The sequence below is a fragment of the Kitasatospora sp. NBC_01266 genome, assembly GCF_036242395.1.
Taxonomy (GTDB): Bacteria; Actinomycetota; Actinomycetes; order Streptomycetales; family Streptomycetaceae; genus Kitasatospora.
In genome coordinates this window covers 78,906-94,820 of the sequence record NZ_CP108458.1, presented here as the reverse complement: position 1 = coordinate 94,820, position 15,915 = coordinate 78,906, and the positions used below count along the sequence as shown (strand labels likewise).

General features: G+C 71.8%; 13 protein-coding genes. 5 read left to right on the top strand and 8 right to left on the bottom strand.

Annotated features, from left to right (window positions below):
* Positions 1–251: 251 nt before the first annotated feature.
* A complete protein-coding gene (locus tag OG403_RS00395) occupies positions 252–1,079 on the bottom strand; it encodes an SCO6745 family protein (protein WP_329560388.1) in 828 nt (275 codons plus the stop codon).
* Positions 1,080–1,329: 250 nt separating this feature from the next.
* On the opposite strand from OG403_RS00395, the gene OG403_RS00390 reads away from it, so the two are divergent.
* Positions 1,330–2,046 (top strand): tRNA-dependent cyclodipeptide synthase, encoded by a 717-nt coding sequence (locus OG403_RS00390; RefSeq protein WP_329560387.1) that lies wholly within the window; start codon positions 1,330–1,332, stop codon positions 2,044–2,046.
* Between the two features lie 107 nt (positions 2,047–2,153).
* Here the strand turns inward: OG403_RS00390 and OG403_RS00385 are convergent, their stop codons facing one another.
* On the bottom strand, positions 2,154–4,130 hold the full coding sequence (locus OG403_RS00385; RefSeq protein WP_329560385.1) for an eCIS core domain-containing protein: 1,977 nt from the start codon (positions 4,128–4,130) through the stop codon (positions 2,154–2,156).
* A gap of 410 nt (positions 4,131–4,540) precedes the next feature.
* On the opposite strand from OG403_RS00385, the gene OG403_RS00380 reads away from it, so the two are divergent.
* Complete coding sequence (locus tag OG403_RS00380; RefSeq protein ID WP_329560383.1) at positions 4,541–5,884, top strand: cytochrome P450; 1,344 nt, start codon at positions 4,541–4,543, stop codon at positions 5,882–5,884.
* 305 nt (positions 5,885–6,189) lie between these two features.
* Positions 6,190–7,806, top strand: a complete 1,617-nt coding sequence (gene uppS / locus OG403_RS00375; protein ID WP_329560382.1) for a polyprenyl diphosphate synthase — start codon at positions 6,190–6,192, stop codon at positions 7,804–7,806.
* A gap of 20 nt (positions 7,807–7,826) precedes the next feature.
* On the opposite strand, the gene OG403_RS00370 is transcribed toward uppS, so the two are convergent.
* Together OG403_RS00370 and thpR are read right to left on the bottom strand one after the other, a co-directional pair.
* Entirely contained in the window at positions 7,827–8,474 is a 648-nt protein-coding gene (locus OG403_RS00370; protein ID WP_329560380.1) for a hypothetical protein, read from the bottom strand.
* Positions 8,475–8,927: 453 nt separating this feature from the next.
* Positions 8,928–9,539 carry an RNA 2',3'-cyclic phosphodiesterase gene (gene thpR, locus OG403_RS00365; RefSeq protein WP_329560378.1) on the bottom strand — a complete coding sequence of 204 codons (612 nt, stop codon included), beginning with the start codon at positions 9,537–9,539 and terminating at the stop codon, positions 8,928–8,930.
* Between the two features lie 730 nt (positions 9,540–10,269).
* Here thpR and OG403_RS00360 point away from each other — a divergent pair.
* Together OG403_RS00360 and OG403_RS00355 are read left to right on the top strand one after the other, a co-directional pair.
* A complete protein-coding gene (locus OG403_RS00360) occupies positions 10,270–10,518 on the top strand; it encodes a hypothetical protein (protein ID WP_329560377.1) in 249 nt (82 codons plus the stop codon).
* Entirely contained in the window at positions 10,515–10,640 is a 126-nt protein-coding gene (locus OG403_RS00355) for a hypothetical protein (RefSeq protein ID WP_329560375.1), read from the top strand. The genes OG403_RS00360 and OG403_RS00355 overlap by 4 nt, the downstream gene beginning before the upstream one ends.
* Before the next feature lie 351 nt (positions 10,641–10,991).
* On the opposite strand, the gene OG403_RS00350 is transcribed toward OG403_RS00355, so the two are convergent.
* The 4 genes from OG403_RS00350 to OG403_RS00335 all read right to left on the bottom strand — a co-directional run bounded on the left by OG403_RS00350 (position 10,992) and on the right by OG403_RS00335 (position 15,714).
* Positions 10,992–12,458, bottom strand: coding sequence for a GH1 family beta-glucosidase (locus tag OG403_RS00350; RefSeq protein WP_329560373.1), 1,467 nt, complete (start codon positions 12,456–12,458; stop codon positions 10,992–10,994).
* Between the two features lie 39 nt (positions 12,459–12,497).
* Positions 12,498–13,358 (bottom strand): carbohydrate ABC transporter permease, encoded by an 861-nt coding sequence (locus OG403_RS00345; RefSeq protein WP_329560371.1) that lies wholly within the window; start codon positions 13,356–13,358, stop codon positions 12,498–12,500.
* 17 nt (positions 13,359–13,375) lie between these two features.
* Positions 13,376–14,326 carry a carbohydrate ABC transporter permease gene (locus OG403_RS00340; protein ID WP_329560369.1) on the bottom strand — a complete coding sequence of 317 codons (951 nt, stop codon included), beginning with the start codon at positions 14,324–14,326 and terminating at the stop codon, positions 13,376–13,378.
* Between the two features lie 68 nt (positions 14,327–14,394).
* Positions 14,395–15,714 (bottom strand): ABC transporter substrate-binding protein, encoded by a 1,320-nt coding sequence (locus tag OG403_RS00335; protein WP_329560368.1) that lies wholly within the window; start codon positions 15,712–15,714, stop codon positions 14,395–14,397.
* Positions 15,715–15,915: the final 201 nt, after the last annotated feature.

Genomic DNA, 15,915 nt, shown 5'->3' with positions numbered 1-15,915 from the left:
CGCCCCGCTGCCCACCGGCACCAGCTCGTTGGCGAATACGGCGGTACGGTCGCGTCGCACGACGCAGATCCGGTCCACCAGCTACTCCCGCTCCACCTGGTGCACTGCGTCGAGAACCCCGTCCACGCCGCGGTCATGCCCGGCAGAGGTGGTCAGGCGTGCGGGCCGGCCGCCCCGATCAGCGGCTCGACGGAGTGACGGGAACTCGCCGTAGCGGACGGCGGACCGCTCGTCCCGTCGGGCGCTGCTCGTCACCGCGACCCCGCGGCCACCAGCACCGCGGTGATGGGTTCGAGCTCGGCGACCAGCTCGTCGAGCTCGGCAGCTGACAGGGCGTCGTACGGCGGGGCGGCGAGCTCGTCGGTGAGGGTTTCGATGCGCTGCTTGGTCTCGCGGCCGGTGTCGGTGAAGCGGCCGTCGGTGTCGACCAGCCCGCGCTCGCGCAAGCCGTCCATGACCGCGGCCAGCCGCTCCTTCGGCAGGTGATGGAGGCGCCCGAACGACTCCGGCGGGTGGATGCCCTTCGCCAGCGCCTCGAGCACGTGGGCCTCCGTGCCGCCGATGCGCGCGCCGACGAGAGCGGCGACGTGCCCGTCACCGCGGTGCTCGCGCAGCATGGTGGCGGAGTGCCACAGCCGGGCGACCGGGTCGCTCGGCACCGGAAGGTTGCGCATCCCGGCGAACATCACCCGGCCTGCTGTGGGCGTGCTCGTCGCGGCTCTGGTGATCAGGTCGGCGGCGCGCGCCAGGCCGGGGGAGGCGGCCAACTCGGGGCCGAGGATCCGCCGTACGGAGGCCGCGCTGCCCCGCTCCCGCGCGGCGACGGACGCCTCGGGCGGGATCGTCTCCCACGCGCTCGGGATGTGCCGCGCGGCCTCCCCGTCGGCGAAGCTGTAGAAGGCCGCGTGCACGACCTGTGCCGGCACCCGCCCCAGCGGTGCGGCGCGGCTGGCGAAGTAGCCGTCCCAGTAGGTGCGGTGGCCGAGAGCGGCCAGCTCCTCGTTGCACTCGTCGGCGAAGTAGGTGACCAGGCAGATCGGCTCCAGGAGCTCGAACATGCGGCGGGCGGTCTGCGTCATGGCCTCCATCATGCCCGTGGTCGCGCCCCGCGGAGCGGGAGCGGCGCTCAGGATCGGTCGGGCCGGCCGCCGGGCGCTCGGACCCGGCTCCACCCTGTGAGGACCCAAGCCCGCTATGTCGTGGGCGAGTTGAACGAACTTGACGGTGGATCACCCGCGACCTAGTTTCGATCGATATTGAGCATCAATCGTTCACTTCATAGCAAAGAAGGCTCGCTGCATGTCTCTTGACGGTCTGATACCCATGGTCGTGTCAGAAGCTCCCGCGGACCGACCACGCAGGTCCTACAAGGCGAGCATCGACGTGGTCTCCCCTCCTGCCCAGCGGGCCGGCCTGGCGGACCGGGGCCAGTGCTTCCTCGGCGTCAGCCTGGAGAACAGCAACTTCACCCCGGGCAAGCTCGCTGCCATGCTCCGCTGGATAGCCAGGCACTTCCCCCGGTGCACGGTGCTGGTCGGTGACAGCATCCACCGGATCACGCTGGCCTCCACCCGGAGCCTGTCCGAGGACGAGGCGCTCTCCCGGGCGCTGGCCCTGGGCGACCGCTTCATAGCCGACACCCGAGCCCTGTTCGCGGCCGAACGCGAGCACACCCGATTCACCTACCTGCGCTGCTCCGAGGTGCAGGAGTGGGATGCCTACGCGAGGCTCCGTCGAAGCCTCGCCGACTGTCACCGGGAAGACCCGAGGTTCCGGGAATCCGTCGAGGCGTCCGGCCGACGCTTTCACCGCAGGCAGTCCGACCGGCTCACCGAGGCCGCGTTGGAGAGGCGGCTCAGAATGTCCTCGCAGTACCTTCTGGAGGAGTTCGCGGTCTTCGCCTGTCTGGTGCAGAAGGACCTCTCGGTGATGGTCTACCCGGGTTCGTTCAGCACCCTTGCCGAGATCACCGACGGCGGACACCCGTACGCCCCGGAGGAACTGCGCCGGCTGACCCTCGTCTCGCTCTCCCTGCGGGGACGCTGACGGGTGCCCCGCCCCGGCGCCGAGGCCAGGTCGAGGGCGAGGTCCATGGCGTCGGTGCCGGGCTCTCGGTCCCCGGCCAGTAGGCCGGAGTCGGTACGTGGCCGGTGTCATCGCTTCTTCTTCTCGTACTTGAGGCTCCTGCCCTCGTTCAGACGCTGGACCAGGTCGAAGGCGGCGGTGGCCAGGGGCGTGAGGTCGGCGGTGCGCAGGCCGTCCTTCATCCGGCGCAGCTCGGCCACCAGGGCGACCTCCTCCTTGCCGGATGTGCCGACCCGGTCGTCCACCGAGCCCAGGGCGCCGAGGGAGGCGTGGATGTGGCTCCAGTCCTCCTCGTTGGCCTGGATCTTCTCCGCCTCGGTCAGGTGCTTGTAGTTGCGCAGCAGGTCCTTGCCGGCCGGCATGCCCGTGAGCCACTGGAGGCGCGTCAGCGGGATCTGCCGCTCGACGCGGTTGCCGGCGTCCCCGTGCTCGACGCTCCTGGGGTACACCAGGGCCTGCTCGTCGGCCGGGTCCAGACCGGCCGCTCCGAGGACGAACGCGGCGAACTCGCCCGGGTGTTCGCGGTAGTAGATCCGCATCGCGCGGGGCAGCAGCGTGAAGTTGTGGGCGAAGGAGGTGCGGGACATCAGACCACCCGCGATCGACTTCGAGTTCGCCCTGTTCCCCAGCTCGGCGCCGTACGCCAGATAGCTGCCGATCAGGGTGGCCAGACCGACCAGCCCGTCCGTGGCCGCACCGCCGGTGACCTCCCCGGGCAGGGCCTTGGCCTGCTCCTGGGCCGCCCGACGAATGCCGTCGACCAGGCGGATGCTGTCCTGGTGCAGGTCCTGCTTGGCCTCCCTGCGCTGGTCGAAGGCGCCAGGGGTGGTGAACGTGGGTCGCTTGTCCGGCACTTGGAGGTACTCCATCAGCCGGGGCAGCTCGTCCAGTTTGAATCCGCCGGTCATCTGCGGCGTGTAGACGAGCGCACCGTCGAGCGGGAACACCATCATCCCCGGCAGCGCCCTGAAACCGCCGAGGTCGACGTCCTGGAGCGGGAAGGACTCCTGGTCCTTGCGGGCGTCCAGGGCGCTCGACACCTCGGTGATCTCCCCCATCACCTGGAGGAGTTCGTCCTTCCTCGTGAGCGGATCGGTCACCCATTCCAGGGCCGAGCCACCGGTCGGGCTGACGTCCGAGGTGAGCCGGTAGCCCGTGCCGGCACCGACCGTGCCCATCTTGGGGACGTCGCGGCCGCGGATGGGGGTCTCCCGGATCCGGCCGTTCTGGAGCAGTGACAGGGCGGCGAAGTGCAGGTGCTGCGCGTACGTGTCGGGGGCATCCCGTCGCGCCCGCGCCAGCCGTGCCGCGCCCTCGGCGGTGGCCTGGTACCGCCCGGCTCCGCCCGGCTGGGCGGTGAGCCACGCGTTCTTCAACTCATCGCCAGGCTTGGCTCGTTCGGTATCGTCCAGGAGATCACTGTGCTGCTGCCGGTCGGCCATCCTCAGCAGGACCTGCACACCGATCAGGGCGTCACGCTGGGAGACCTCGTCCTGGTAGCCCTGCTCGTCCTGCGCGGTCAGGTTGTTGTGGTCGCGCACCCGCCACTGCGACTCGAACTCGAAGCCGACGCGGCGCTGGACCGCGGTGCGGTGGACGGCGTCGTGCTGCCGGTCCCCGCCGCCGGCCGCGCGGTCGTCGATGTTCTCACCGCGGGCGACCCGGGCCCCGACGTCGGACGCCTCGCGCTCCCATCTGTCGTTGGGATCGCTGAGACCGACGGGGGCGTCGTGCTGGGTGGTGTGGTGGATCTCGTGGGCCATGGTCTCGACGTCGCGCAGCACGCTCGCGTTCTGGACGACGATGGTGTCGCCCACGGTGTACGCCTTGGCGTCGATGCTCGCGGTGGCCTGCTCGTCGACCGAGACCCTGAGGTGGTCCAACCTGGTGCCGAACGCGTGCTCCATGGTCGTTCGCACACCGTCCGGCAGTCGGCGGCCACCGCGCCCGGCCACCCTCACCGCCTCCCGCACGGCGTCCCGGCCGGTGGCCTCCTGGTTCCGCTCGTGCTCGACCATCCGGGCGACGGCCGCGTTCCCGATCACCCGTTGCAGGGCAGCCGGCGGCCCCGGAAGCGGCCTGCCGCGTCCGACGGCGGCCCTGGCGTCCCTGGGGTCCCGGGCGGCGACCGGGAGCGTGCCGGACCTGCGAACGGGCGGTCCCGGCGTGGCCTGTTCCCGGTCGGCGCCGGTGTTCTGTCGGGACCCGGTGGTGCGCCGCATGGAAGATCCCTCCGCGCGAGATCCGTCGCATCGCCTCGGAGTGCGACTCTGCCGCAGCAGCCGCCGTGCGGGAAGGGCGGAAAGGGCGGACCCAGGGCCAATCCGAGCTGCCCGAACGGTCCAGGATCCCCGACTGTGACGGCTCGCGAGCCCTGAGCGGGGGACAGGCACGGCGCTGCTCCCCGTTCGTGGCGCCCTACCCCGACACCGCCACTCGCGCCTACGCTGGTGCCGTGTCCTCGTCAGCAGGCTCCGCCACGACCACGACGTACCGCCGGGCGGACGCGCCCGGGGCCTGGCCCGGGCTCGGGCACCTGCCCGCGCTGGTGCGGGATCCGGCGGGGTTCCTGGGGCGCCTGCCGGAGTTGGGGGACCTGGTGGAGATCCGACTGGGGCCGACCAGACTGGTGGTGCCCTGCCATCCGGAGCTGCTGCGGCAGGTGTACGCGGACGACCGGACCTTCGACAAGGGCGGGCCGCTCTACCAGCGGTTCCGGCGGGTGCTCGGCAACGGTCTCGCCACCTGCGCGCACGCCGACCACCGGCGCCAGCGGCGGATGCTGCAACCGGAGTTCCGGCCCGAACGGGTGGCCGAGTACGCCGCCGTGATGACCAGGGAGGCCGCGGCGCTGGCCGACTCCTGGCAGCCCGGTGAGACGGTGGAGGTCTTTCCCGCCTGCTACCGGTTCGGGCTGCGGGTGGTGGCGCGCACGCTGCTGGGCACCGAGGTACCGGACGAGCTGGCCGACCGGCTGCAGCAGGCCTTCGCGACCGCGTTCGCCGGGGCGCTGCGGCGGGTGATGCTGCTACCCACGGGCCCCGGCTACCGGGGGGCGGTGCGCACCCTGGAGCGCACGGTGGCCGAGCTGGTGCGCGAGTACCGCACCGGCGGCCCCGGCCGGGACGACCTGCTGGCCGGCCTGCTGGCCGCCCGGGACGAGGACGGCTCCGCGCTCTCCGACGCCGAGCTGCACGACCAGGTGGTGACCCTGCTGCTGGCCGGCGCCGAGACCACCGCCTCCCAACTCGCCTGGACACTGCGCCTGCTGATGACGCATCCCGAGGTCCTGGCCACCCTCCAGACGGAGCTCGACGCGGTGCTGCCGGGCGCTCGCCCCGCCGAGTGGGCCGACCTGCCGCACCTCCGCTACACCGCCCGGGTGCTGACCGAGTCGCTGCGCCGGCGTCCGCCCGGCTGGGTGCTGCTGCGCACCTGCACCCGCGAGGTCGAACTGGGCGGGCGCACCCTGACCCCCGGCAGCCAGGTGCTGCTCAGCCCCTACGTCGCCCACCACAACCCGCGGATCTTCGCCGATCCGGCCCGCTTCGACCCGGACCGCTGGCTGCCCGAGCGGGCCGCGGAGCTGCCCCGCTGGGGGTTCGCGGGGTTCTCGAACGGTCCGCGCCAGTGCATCGGCGCCGACTTCGCCCGGGCCGAGGCGACGATCGCACTGGCCACCCTGCTGGCCCGCTGGCACCCCGCCCCGGTACCGGGCGACCCGCTCGACGACCGTCCGGTGCGGCTGTCCACCGTGCTGCAACCGGGCCGGCTGCGGCTGCGCGCGCTCAGCCGGTGACGCGGGACAGTCGCGGTCCGGAGGTCCGGGTGGGTCCACCAGCTGGTCTCCAGTAGGCGTGCACAGCGGACCGCGTGCCACCCCGGCGCCGGCTCCGGGGTGGCACGCGGTCCTGTGCTCGGCGTGCTGTGCCAGAACGCGGACTTCGCGGCGGGGGTCTGCCACCGGGATCGGCACCGATCGGTCGGCGTGTCGTTAGTGATGGTGGAGGCCCCGCCACGGGTGGCGGGGAGGTGCCGCCGCCCGCCGCGCTGCCGAGGCTGCGGGTCCCGTACCGGCGGCGTGGTCGAAGGTGAGGTCCGGAAGTGTTGAGGAACGAGGCGGCGTTCAACGGTTCACCCGAACTGCGTGCGTCCTACGAGCTGTGCGCGGCCGAGACCAGGCAGTTCCTGGCACCGATGTGGACGGCGACCGAGCTGGTGCCCGCCGCGATCCGCCCCCATTTCCACGCCGTGCACGCCTTCATGGTGCGGACCGACCGCATCGCCGACGAGGGAGCGGAGGCCGACCGCGAGCAGCTGATCACCCGTTGGCGCCGCGACACGCTGGAGGAGCTGCGCGCCGGGCGCAGCGAGCACCCGTTGCGGCGGGCGTTCGTGGACACGGTGTGGCAGTGGGATCTGGACCAGGGGATGGTCGAGGAGTTCCTCGAGGCCATCGGTACCGACTGCGTCCGCCCGCCGGTGTTCGAGACCTTCGCGGACCAGCGGCGCTACCTGCGAGGAGTCTCGGGGGTGGTTGCCGAGCTGTGGACTCCGCTGCTGGGCGCGAGGGGGCCGGAGGTGTCGTCGCTGACCTCCGTGCTGGGCGAGGTGTGCCAGCTGGTGGACATCTTCGAGGATCTGCCGGTCGACCTCGCCGCCGGGCGGTGCTACCTGCCGCGCGAGGACATGCGCGGGCTGCGGCTGGAGGTCGGTGACCTGCGGAGCGGTGAGCGGCGGGAGGCGTTGGACGCGTTGGTGGGCGTCCAACTCGGCCACTGGCGCGGCCTGCTGGAGCAGGTGGTGCCGGTGACCGGGATGGTGGGTTCCGACTGCCAGCCGTTCCTGCACAGCCTGCTGCTGGGGGCGCAGTTGCAGTTCGACGAGGTCTCGCTCCAGCAGGGTCGGGTGTTCGTCGACGGTGTCGAGCCGCTGACGTCGGCCGGGGCGGCGCGCCGTCGCCCGGCCCGGGCGGACGTGGGTGCGGTGCCGGGCCATGTCGCAGTGATCATGGACGGCAACCGGCGGTGGGCCGCGCTGCGGGGCCTGCCGGCCGTTCAGGGCCATCACGCGGGCGAGCGGGCCGCGATGCGCCTGGTCAACGCCGCCCTGCGGCTGGGAGTCGGGCACCTGAGCATCTACGCGTTCTCCACCGAGAACTGGGACCGTTCCCAGGAGGAACTGGCCGCCCTGTTCGACACCCTGGCCGACGGGATCGCCCAAGGCGCGACCTGGCTGCACGAACTCGGCGTGCGGGTGCGCTGGTGCGGGCGGCGCGACCGCATCGAGCCGTCGCTCGCTTCCGCCCTGGCCGTGGTGGAGAGCATGACGTCGAACAACGGGGTGCTGTCGCTGACCCTCTGCGTCGACTACGGCGGACGGGACGAACTGGCCGCCGCCGCCCGCGCGCTGGCCGCCGAGGCGGTCGCGGGGAGGATCCGGCCCGAGGACATCGGCCCCGCCGACCTGGCCCGGAACCTCTACGTACCCGACCTGCCCGACATCGACCTGCTGATCCGCACCTCCGGCGAGCAGCGGATCAGCAACTTCCTGCCCTGGCACCTCGCCTACGCCGAACTGGTCTTCGACCCGACCCCCTGGCCGGACTTCGGCCTGGCGCAGTTGCGGGAGGCCCTCACGGCGTACGCCGGCCGCCGGCGCCGGTTCGGCGGCGACCTTCCCGCGCCCGCCCGCCCGGCGGAACCAGCCCCCGTCTCCTGAGCCCGGGATCGGCCCTCACCTCACGGCTTCGGCGGGGTGTACACGCCCTGCGCGCTCACGTACGCCAGCACCGTGTCAGCGGCGAACGGAGGCGTGCCGAAAGTGGCCGTGTACACCTGCAACAGCTCAGGGGTGGCACGCAGCGGTACCTCGCTGAGCTGGACCTTCAACGGCTGGCCCACCGGCACGCTCTCGGCGCTCAGCAGGCCCTCGGCCAGACCGCACCGGACCACCGCGTGGTGCCCGACGTCGACACCGTTGACCACGCACTTCCCGGACGCCACCCCGTCCTGCAGAACGCTCTCCAAGCCGACCAGTTGGAAGGTGCCGCTCGGCGTGCGCACCGCGACCCCGCCGTCGAGGACGCCGTCGCCCTGCGCGGTGGGCAGGTTCGTCAGCGCGGGATCGCCCGTGGCCGACCGCAGGGGGAAGCGCACCGCCGAACCGCCGGAGTCCTTGACCAACTCGGCCGGAGCCACGGCCTCGACCACGGCCTCGAACCGGTCCAACTGCGCCTGGGCCGGCGCAGTCCAGCGAACCTCGACCCAGCCGTCGGAGACCGTGCCCCACTTGTCGTCCGCGGTGGCACCGGACGCCGTCCCCGTGAACTGGGCCAGCAGCGGGGCGGCCAAGGCCGCGCTCAGCACCATTCGTCGCGTCGTGCTCATCGGTGTGCGCACCATCCTTCCTCGGGCCGCGGGACACGACCCCCAGGAGGATCCTCCGACCGCCGAGACACCCCGGCTGCGGAATGCGCGGGTAAGTACACGAAAGGGTGACAGGCCGCGCCGCCGATACCGCCTGGCCTCGGCCGGCCCCTCGGGCGCCGCTGCGGGCACCGCTGCGGGGCGTTCAGGCCCCGGTTCGGGACGCTGTTCGGTGCCGACGGGGCCGCCGCCCGGGAAGTCCTGGTCGAAGCGGCTGCCGATGACGTGCCGCAGCCCGGGTTCTTCCGAATCGGGGCGACGGTGATCCGCAGTGCCCAGGCCGGCGCGGGCTCTGCGACAGCTGCGCCACGATCCGACCCAACAGCGGGGAAATATCAAGTAGTTGAGCGCGGAGCCGGTTTGATCTGGCGGGTGCGGTCGGCCTGGCCCACCGGCCGGTGTCACCACCGATGGCTACGTCCCGGCGGGACCGCTGCCGGTCCGGACGGCGGTGCCGAACCGCCACGCCTCGATGTCGCGGTAGCGGATCGGCCCGGGCCCGCGGCCGAAGTTGCTGCCGACCAGGTGGAGACGTTCGGCCCGCCACATCCGGCCCACGAACCCGGTGAGCCCGGCGGCGGCCAGGAGCACGCTGGCGGGATCGTCGCGGCGGGACCGTGCCAGGGTCAGATGGGGGCGCAGCGGACGGTCCCTGAACTCGATTCGGCAGGACCTCACCACGTCCCGGACGTCGGCGGCGAGCAGGTGCAGTCCCTCCAGGTCCCCGTCGATCCCGCTCCAGAGCGTTCGCTCGTCGAAGTGGCCGCCGCCGCGCAGGCCCAGGCGCGGGGCGGGGTGCGATGCCGCCTGGGCAGCCAGCGTCGACCGCAGCGTGGGCACTGCTGTGGAGGGCAGCTCACCGAGGAAGGCCAGGGTGATGTGCCAGTCCTCGATCCGGTTCCACCGCAGCTGCGGGTACGCGGCGTAGGCAGGCTGGAGGGCCCGGGCCAGTTCGTCCTTCGCGTCGTCGGGCGGGGCCAGTGCCACGAAGACGCGCAGGGTCGAGGGCTCAGGGTCATGGTCCACGAGGAATTTCTAGCACCTCACCCAATCTCCCGGGCACCCGGACCGGAACGCCTGCTTCCGACCCCGACCACCGCCGAGACTGCAGTTCACGGCAGCGGACAGCGGCCTTGTGCCGACCGGCCCGGTCCCGCCGACCGGTGCGAGGGCGTCAGCACGCTCCAGCGCGGCGCCCCAGGCGTGCCGCACCGGCAGGCTCTGCGCGTCCGGCAACCAGGCGGTGTCGGCTGCGCGCCTCCCGCCAGCATTGATTCGGCAGGTCGGTCGGCCAACGCGGCAAGGACTGACGCGGCAGCCGCGGCGATGATGCCCAGGATCCCGGGGGCAGGCATCCGCCGGTCGCCGAAGCGGTGCACGCTGCCCATGACCGCGGTGAGCGCGGCATCGTCGACCCGGGCGAGGGCCGGTCGTTGGACGAGCGCGCAGAAGGCTGGGACGCGGTGACCACCCGCCGGCTGTCGACCGGGGTCGAGTACAGCCAGCCGGTGATCTACGAACACTTCGCGTCGGTGGAAGGCCTGGTCGAGACCATCGCGCTGGAGGGCTTCGGCGAACTCGCCGAAGCCCTCGGTGACGCTCGACGCCAGGCAGCACCGGACGAGGCGGTCGGTGCGGTCGCCCGCGCATACAGCAGCTACGCCACGGAGAACCCGGCGTTGTACGACGCGATGTTCACCCGCGCCAGGTCGCCCAGGCGTTCACCTCGGACCCCTGCAGCAACAGCAACAGCCCCGTGGCGTACCTGCTGCCCGGCCAGTCCATGGGTGAGATCAGCTACGTCTGTGCGGGCGACTACATGTTCGCCAGCCAGAACGACGGCAACTTCGTCGTCTACAACAACGGCGGCACCGCGGTGTGGGCGTCCAACACCAGCACCGGCTCGCCGAATCTCGTGAGCATGGTGCCCAACGGCAACTTCGAAGTCACCAACCCCCCCCGCCCGGCTACTACCTCCTGTGGCAGACCGGCACGGGCTATTTGACCGAACGCCAGAACGCCGGTGCCTACGTCTGCTTCGAGACCAACGGCGACATCGTCCTCTACGCCCCCAACAACGGGAACTACACTTGCTCCGGCCCCATCCTGTGGTCCAGCGGCACCTGACGGAACCGTGCCGCGCCGCGCCCGCCCCGCCCCGTACGGCCGGGCGCGCCGGGCGCGCCGGGCGGGGTGCCGGGCGCCCGGCACGGTGATGACGGGGGACCGCACACGTTCCCGCCCCGAGTCGGCACGCTCCGGACCACTTCGCCCGCCACCGGGGAGCCAACTGGCCGCCGGACCGGGCTCGGTGGACACTGGCGCCAGGGCCCTGGAGGCCGGCGCCGCTGCCGCTTCCACCCCGTGGACGGCCAGAGCCACGGCTTGCCGTAGCCCAGGCGGACACTGGTGCGCGGGGCCGTCGGCGGATCGCCGACGGCTGCCGACCGCCACCATGCGTGCACTGCGCGGCTTCTGCTACTCCGGCCCGGCCGCCACCGTGTTGGCCCGGATGGTGCGCGCGTACCAGGCGGCGCTGGACTTCGGGATCCGGCGCTGGGTCGGGTAGTCCACGTACACGGCGCCGAACCGCTTGCGGTAGCCGTACGACCACTCGAAGTTGTCCAGCAGCGACCAGAGGAAGTAGCCGCGCACGTCCGCGCCGTCCGCGATGGCCCGGTGCACGGCGGTCAGGTGGGCGTGCAGGTAGGCGATCCGCTGCGGGTCGTGCACGGTGCCGTCGGGGCCGAGGGTGTCGTCGAAGGCGGCGCCGTTCTCGGTGACCAGCAGCGGCAGGCCGGGATTGGCCCGGGCGGTCGCGGTGATCAGGTCGTAGAGGCCGGACGGGTCGATGGACCAGCCCATGGCCGTGGTCTCGCCCGGTGGCCGGTGGAACAGCACCTGCTCGGCGGCCGGCCACGGGGAGTGCTCGCCGCTGCCGTGCGCGTCGTGCTCGCTGGCGCCCACGCCGTCGTCCGCCGCGGAGACCAGGGTCGGCGTGTAGTAGTTGAGGCCCAGCAGGTCGATCGGTGCACCGATCGCCGCCTCGTCGCCGGGCTGCACCAACTGCTCCCAGTCCACCAGGTGCGCGGTGTCGGCCTTGAGGTCCGCCGGGTAGCCGCCGTGCAGGAGCGGGCCGGTGAAGATCCGGTTGCCCACCGCGTCGATCCGGCGGCCCGCGTCCAGGTCCTGCGGACGCTGCGTCAGGGCGCGCACCTGGTGCAGGTTCAGGCTGATGCACAGCTCGGCCGGGCGCGGCAGCACGGCGCGCAGCGCTGCCACCGCCCGGCCGTGGCCGAGGTTGAGGTGGTGGGCGGCGCGCAGCGCGTCGGCGGGGTCGGTGCGGCCCGGCGCGTGCACGCCGGAGCCGTAGCCGAGGAAGGCCGAGCACCAGGGCTCGTTGAGCGTGGTCCACACCGCCACCCGGTCGCCCAGTGCCTCGGCCGCCACGTGGGCGTACTCGCCGAACCGCTCGGCGGTGGCCCGCACCGGCCAGCCGCCGGCGTCCTCCAACTCCTGGGGCAGGTCCCAGTGGTAGAGCGTGGCCACCGGCTGGATGCCGTGCGCCAGCAGTTCGTCGGTGAGCCGCCGGTAGAAGTCCAGGCCGGGCTCCAGCGCGGGACCGCGGCCGGTCGGCTGGATCCGCGGCCAGGAGATGGAGAACCGGTAGGCCTGGATGCCGAGTTCGGCCATCAGTGCGATGTCCTCGCGGAACCGGTGGTAGTGGTCGGTGGCCAGGTCGCCGGTGTCGCCGTTCGCGACCTTGCCCGGGGTGTGGCTGAAGGTGTCCCAGATCGACGGCGTCCGGCCGCCTTCCCGGACGGCGCCCTCGACCTGGTAGGCCGCGGTGGCGGCGCCCCAGCGGAAGCCGGTCGGGAAGGCCGGGCGCTCGCCCAACCGGTGCGCGGAGTCGGCACGATCGGTGGTTCGGGGTACCGAGGTCATCGTGGAGTGCTCCCAAAGAGGTAGTAGGACCAAGGAAGTTCAGCCCTTCACGGCGCCCTGGGTGATGCCGCCGACGATCTGGCGGCCGAACAGGACGAAGACCAGTAGCAGCGGCAGTGTGCCGATCAGTGCCCCGGCCATGATGACCGACCAGTCGGTGGACCAGCCGGTGCCGAGACCGGCCAGTGCCACCTGGACGGTCGGGTTGGTGGAGCCGTTCATCGCGATGATCGGCCACAGGAAGTCGTTCCAGGACTGGACGAAGGTCAGCATGCCGAGCACCGCCATGGCCGGGCGGGCGATCGGGAGCACCACGTGCCAGACCACCCGCAGCGAGTTGGCGCCGTCGCTGCGGGCCGCCTCCAGCAGCTCGGTGGGCAGCGCCTGGACCAGGTACTGGCGCATGAAGAAGACGCCGAACGCGGTCACCAGGGTCGGCATGATCAGTGCCTGCAGGTGGTTGCCCCAGCCCAGTTGCTTCATCAGGATGAACAGCGGCACCACGCTCAGCTGCGCGGGCACCGCCAGGGTGGCCACGACCAGGCCCATCAGCAGTCCGCGCCCGGCGAACCGCAGTTTGGCGAAGGCGAAGCCGGCCAGCACCGAGAAGACCACCGTGCCGAGCGTCACCGACCCCGCGACCAGGGTGGAGTTGAGCAGTGCCACGCCCATGCCGCGGCCGCCGGCGTTCTGCCAGACGTAGCAGAGGTTCTTGAACAGGTTCGCGCCCGGGACCAGCGGCGGCGGGCTGGAGACCACCCGGTGGGCGTCGGTGGAGGCGGCCACCAGCGTCCAGTAGAGCGGGAAGAGCGACACCAGGGCGGCGACGACCAGCACCGCGTAGCTGAGCGGGCCGGCGTGGTGGGTCCGGCCGGCTCCGGTCGTTCTCCTGAGCACCATTCCTCGTCGCTCCTTCCTCACTGCGCCCGCCGCAGGCGGCGGGCGATCAGGGCGTTGGCCAGGCCGAGCAGCAGGAGCAGCGCGAACATCGTCCAGGCCACCGCCGAGGCCCGGCCCAGCATGCTGTCGTGGAAGCCCTGGTCGTACATCAGCACGCCGAGCGTCTCGTACTGGTTGTCGGCGCCGCCCTGGTGGCCGCTCTGGCCGCCGAACAGGAAGGGTTCGCCGAAGAGTTGGGTGGCGCCGATGGTGGAGATCACCACGGTGAACAGGATGGTCGGCCGCAGTGCCGGTACCGTCACGTGCCAGAACTGGCGCAGCCGGCCGGCCCCGTCGATCGCCGCGGCTTCGTACAGTTCGCCGGGCACGGCCTGCATCGCGGCCAGGTAGATCAGCGCGTTGTAGCCGGTCCACCGCCAGGTCACGATGGTGGCGATGGCGAACTGCGAAGTCCACTTGCCGGCCTCCCAGTTGACCGGACCGAAGCCGAACAGGTGGATCACCCAGTTGGCCATGCCGCCCTCGGGGCTGAAGATCAGCGCGAACACCAGGGTGGCCGCGGCCACCGAGGTGGCGTACGGGGCGAGCAGCGCGGTGCGCAGGAAACCGCGCCCGCGCAGGCGGTAGTTGAGCAGGTGGGCCAGACCGATCGCGATCGCCAGCTGCGGGACGGTGGAGAGCGTGCCGAGGGTGATGGTGTTGCGCAGCGCGTTCCAGAAGAAGCGGCTGGGCGCGCCGGTGAACAGGTCGAGGTAGTTCTGGAATCCCACCCAGCGGGCTTGGTTGACGTTGTAGAGGCTGACCTGGTGCAGTGACAGCCAGCCGGTGTAGAGCAGCGGGAAGAGCCCGAAGGCGGCGAAGAGCAGGAAGAACGGGGCGACGAACGCGTAGGGCGAGCCCTTGCTGTCCCAGCGGTGGAGCCGGCTGCGCCAGGTCTGCCGGTGGCGGGCGTCGGGAGGGGTGGCCACGGGCGATTCCCTTCCGTCGTGTCGGGCCCGGGGCCCGGTGGGCGACGCTCTGACCCCGGGGGTTCGGATCACTGGATGCTGCTGTCGATCTGTTGGACGGTGGTGTTCCACGCGTCGCCCGCGCTCTTGTGGTTCTGCTCGACCAGCAGGATCCCGTTGCTGAAGTCGTCCTGCAGGTCGCCCGCGTGCGGGCCGGTCTCGGCGGGCTGGATCGCCTTGGCCGCGGCCGAGAAGATCTGGCCGGTGGGGGCGTTCGGGCCGATGTACGGATTCCTGTAGTCGCTGACCGCGCTCAGCGAGTACGCGCCCTGGTTGGACGGGATGTTCCCGACCGCCTGGAAGACCTTGGCCTGCTGTTCGGGTGCGGTCAGCCAGGCCACCAGGGCCTCGGCTTCGGCTCGGTGCTTGCCGGAGCTCGGCACGGCCAGGAACGAGCCGCCCCAGTTGCCGGCGGCGGGGGCCTGGGCGATGTTCCACTTGCCGGCGTTGGCAGTGCCGGAGTACTTCTGGATGTTGGCCTGCTGCCAGGACGGGCAGATCGTGGTGGCGAAGGAGGACTGCGCGAAGGCGGTCTGCCACGGCGGGTCGAACTCCTTGAGCCCCTCGGAGAGTCCGGCGGCGTCGGCCTGCATGGCCAGATCCCAGGCCGACTTGACGCTCGGCGAGTCCTTGTAGTCGAGCTTGCCGCCCTTGTAGTACTGCTGGGTGGAGGAGGAGACCACGCCGTTGAACAGGCCGGTGGCGGTGTCCATGAAGTAGGTGCCCTTGGGCGCCTTGGCCTGGAAGGCCTTGCCCTGCTCGACGTACTTGGACCAGTCGCCGGCCCAGAGCGCGCTGACGGCCGCGGGGTCGCTGGGCAGGCCGGCGGCCTGGAAGAGGTCCTGTCGGTAGCAGATGGCCATCGGGCCGACGTCGGTGCCCAGGCCGATGGTGCGGCCGTCGGAGGTGGTGGCCTGCTGCCACTTCCACGGCAGGTAGTCGCCCTTGTCGACCCCGGGTGCCTTGGAGAGGTCGACGAAGGCGCTGCTCAGCGCGTCGGAGGTGGCCAGGGCTATCCGGCCGACCTCCAGGGCCTGCACGTCGTCCATGCCGCTGCCGGCCGCCAGGTGGGTCTGCAGCGCGGTCCAGTAGTCGGCCTCGGCGGTGGTGGTGTCCTCCTTGATGGTGATGTTCGGGTGGGCCGCCATGTAGGCGTCGAAGAGACCGGCCTCCTTGTAGCCGAAGGTGCCGAAGTCGCCCACGGTCAGGGTGATCTTCTGCCCGGAGGGGGCGGCGCTAGGGGCGCCGACGCTGGAGGAGCAGCCCGCCAGCAGTACGGCGGTGGCGGCCAGCGCGCCGGCTCCGAGGAGGGCGGTTCTGCGGGGGCGGGTGGTTCGAGCCTGGTGCACGGGAACTCCTTCTGGGCAAGTGGCCCGGAGTGGCAGTTCGATCTGCCCGTTGTCCGGCGGACTCTGCGGTGTACTGTGGAAGCACGATGTGGGAGCGCTCCCAAGGACTTGCCGGAAGGTTGCTTCCTACCGGGGGCATGTGTCAAGGGGACGGCGCGGATGTGACCGATGCGTATCCTGGCGACGCCCGGACCGATAGGT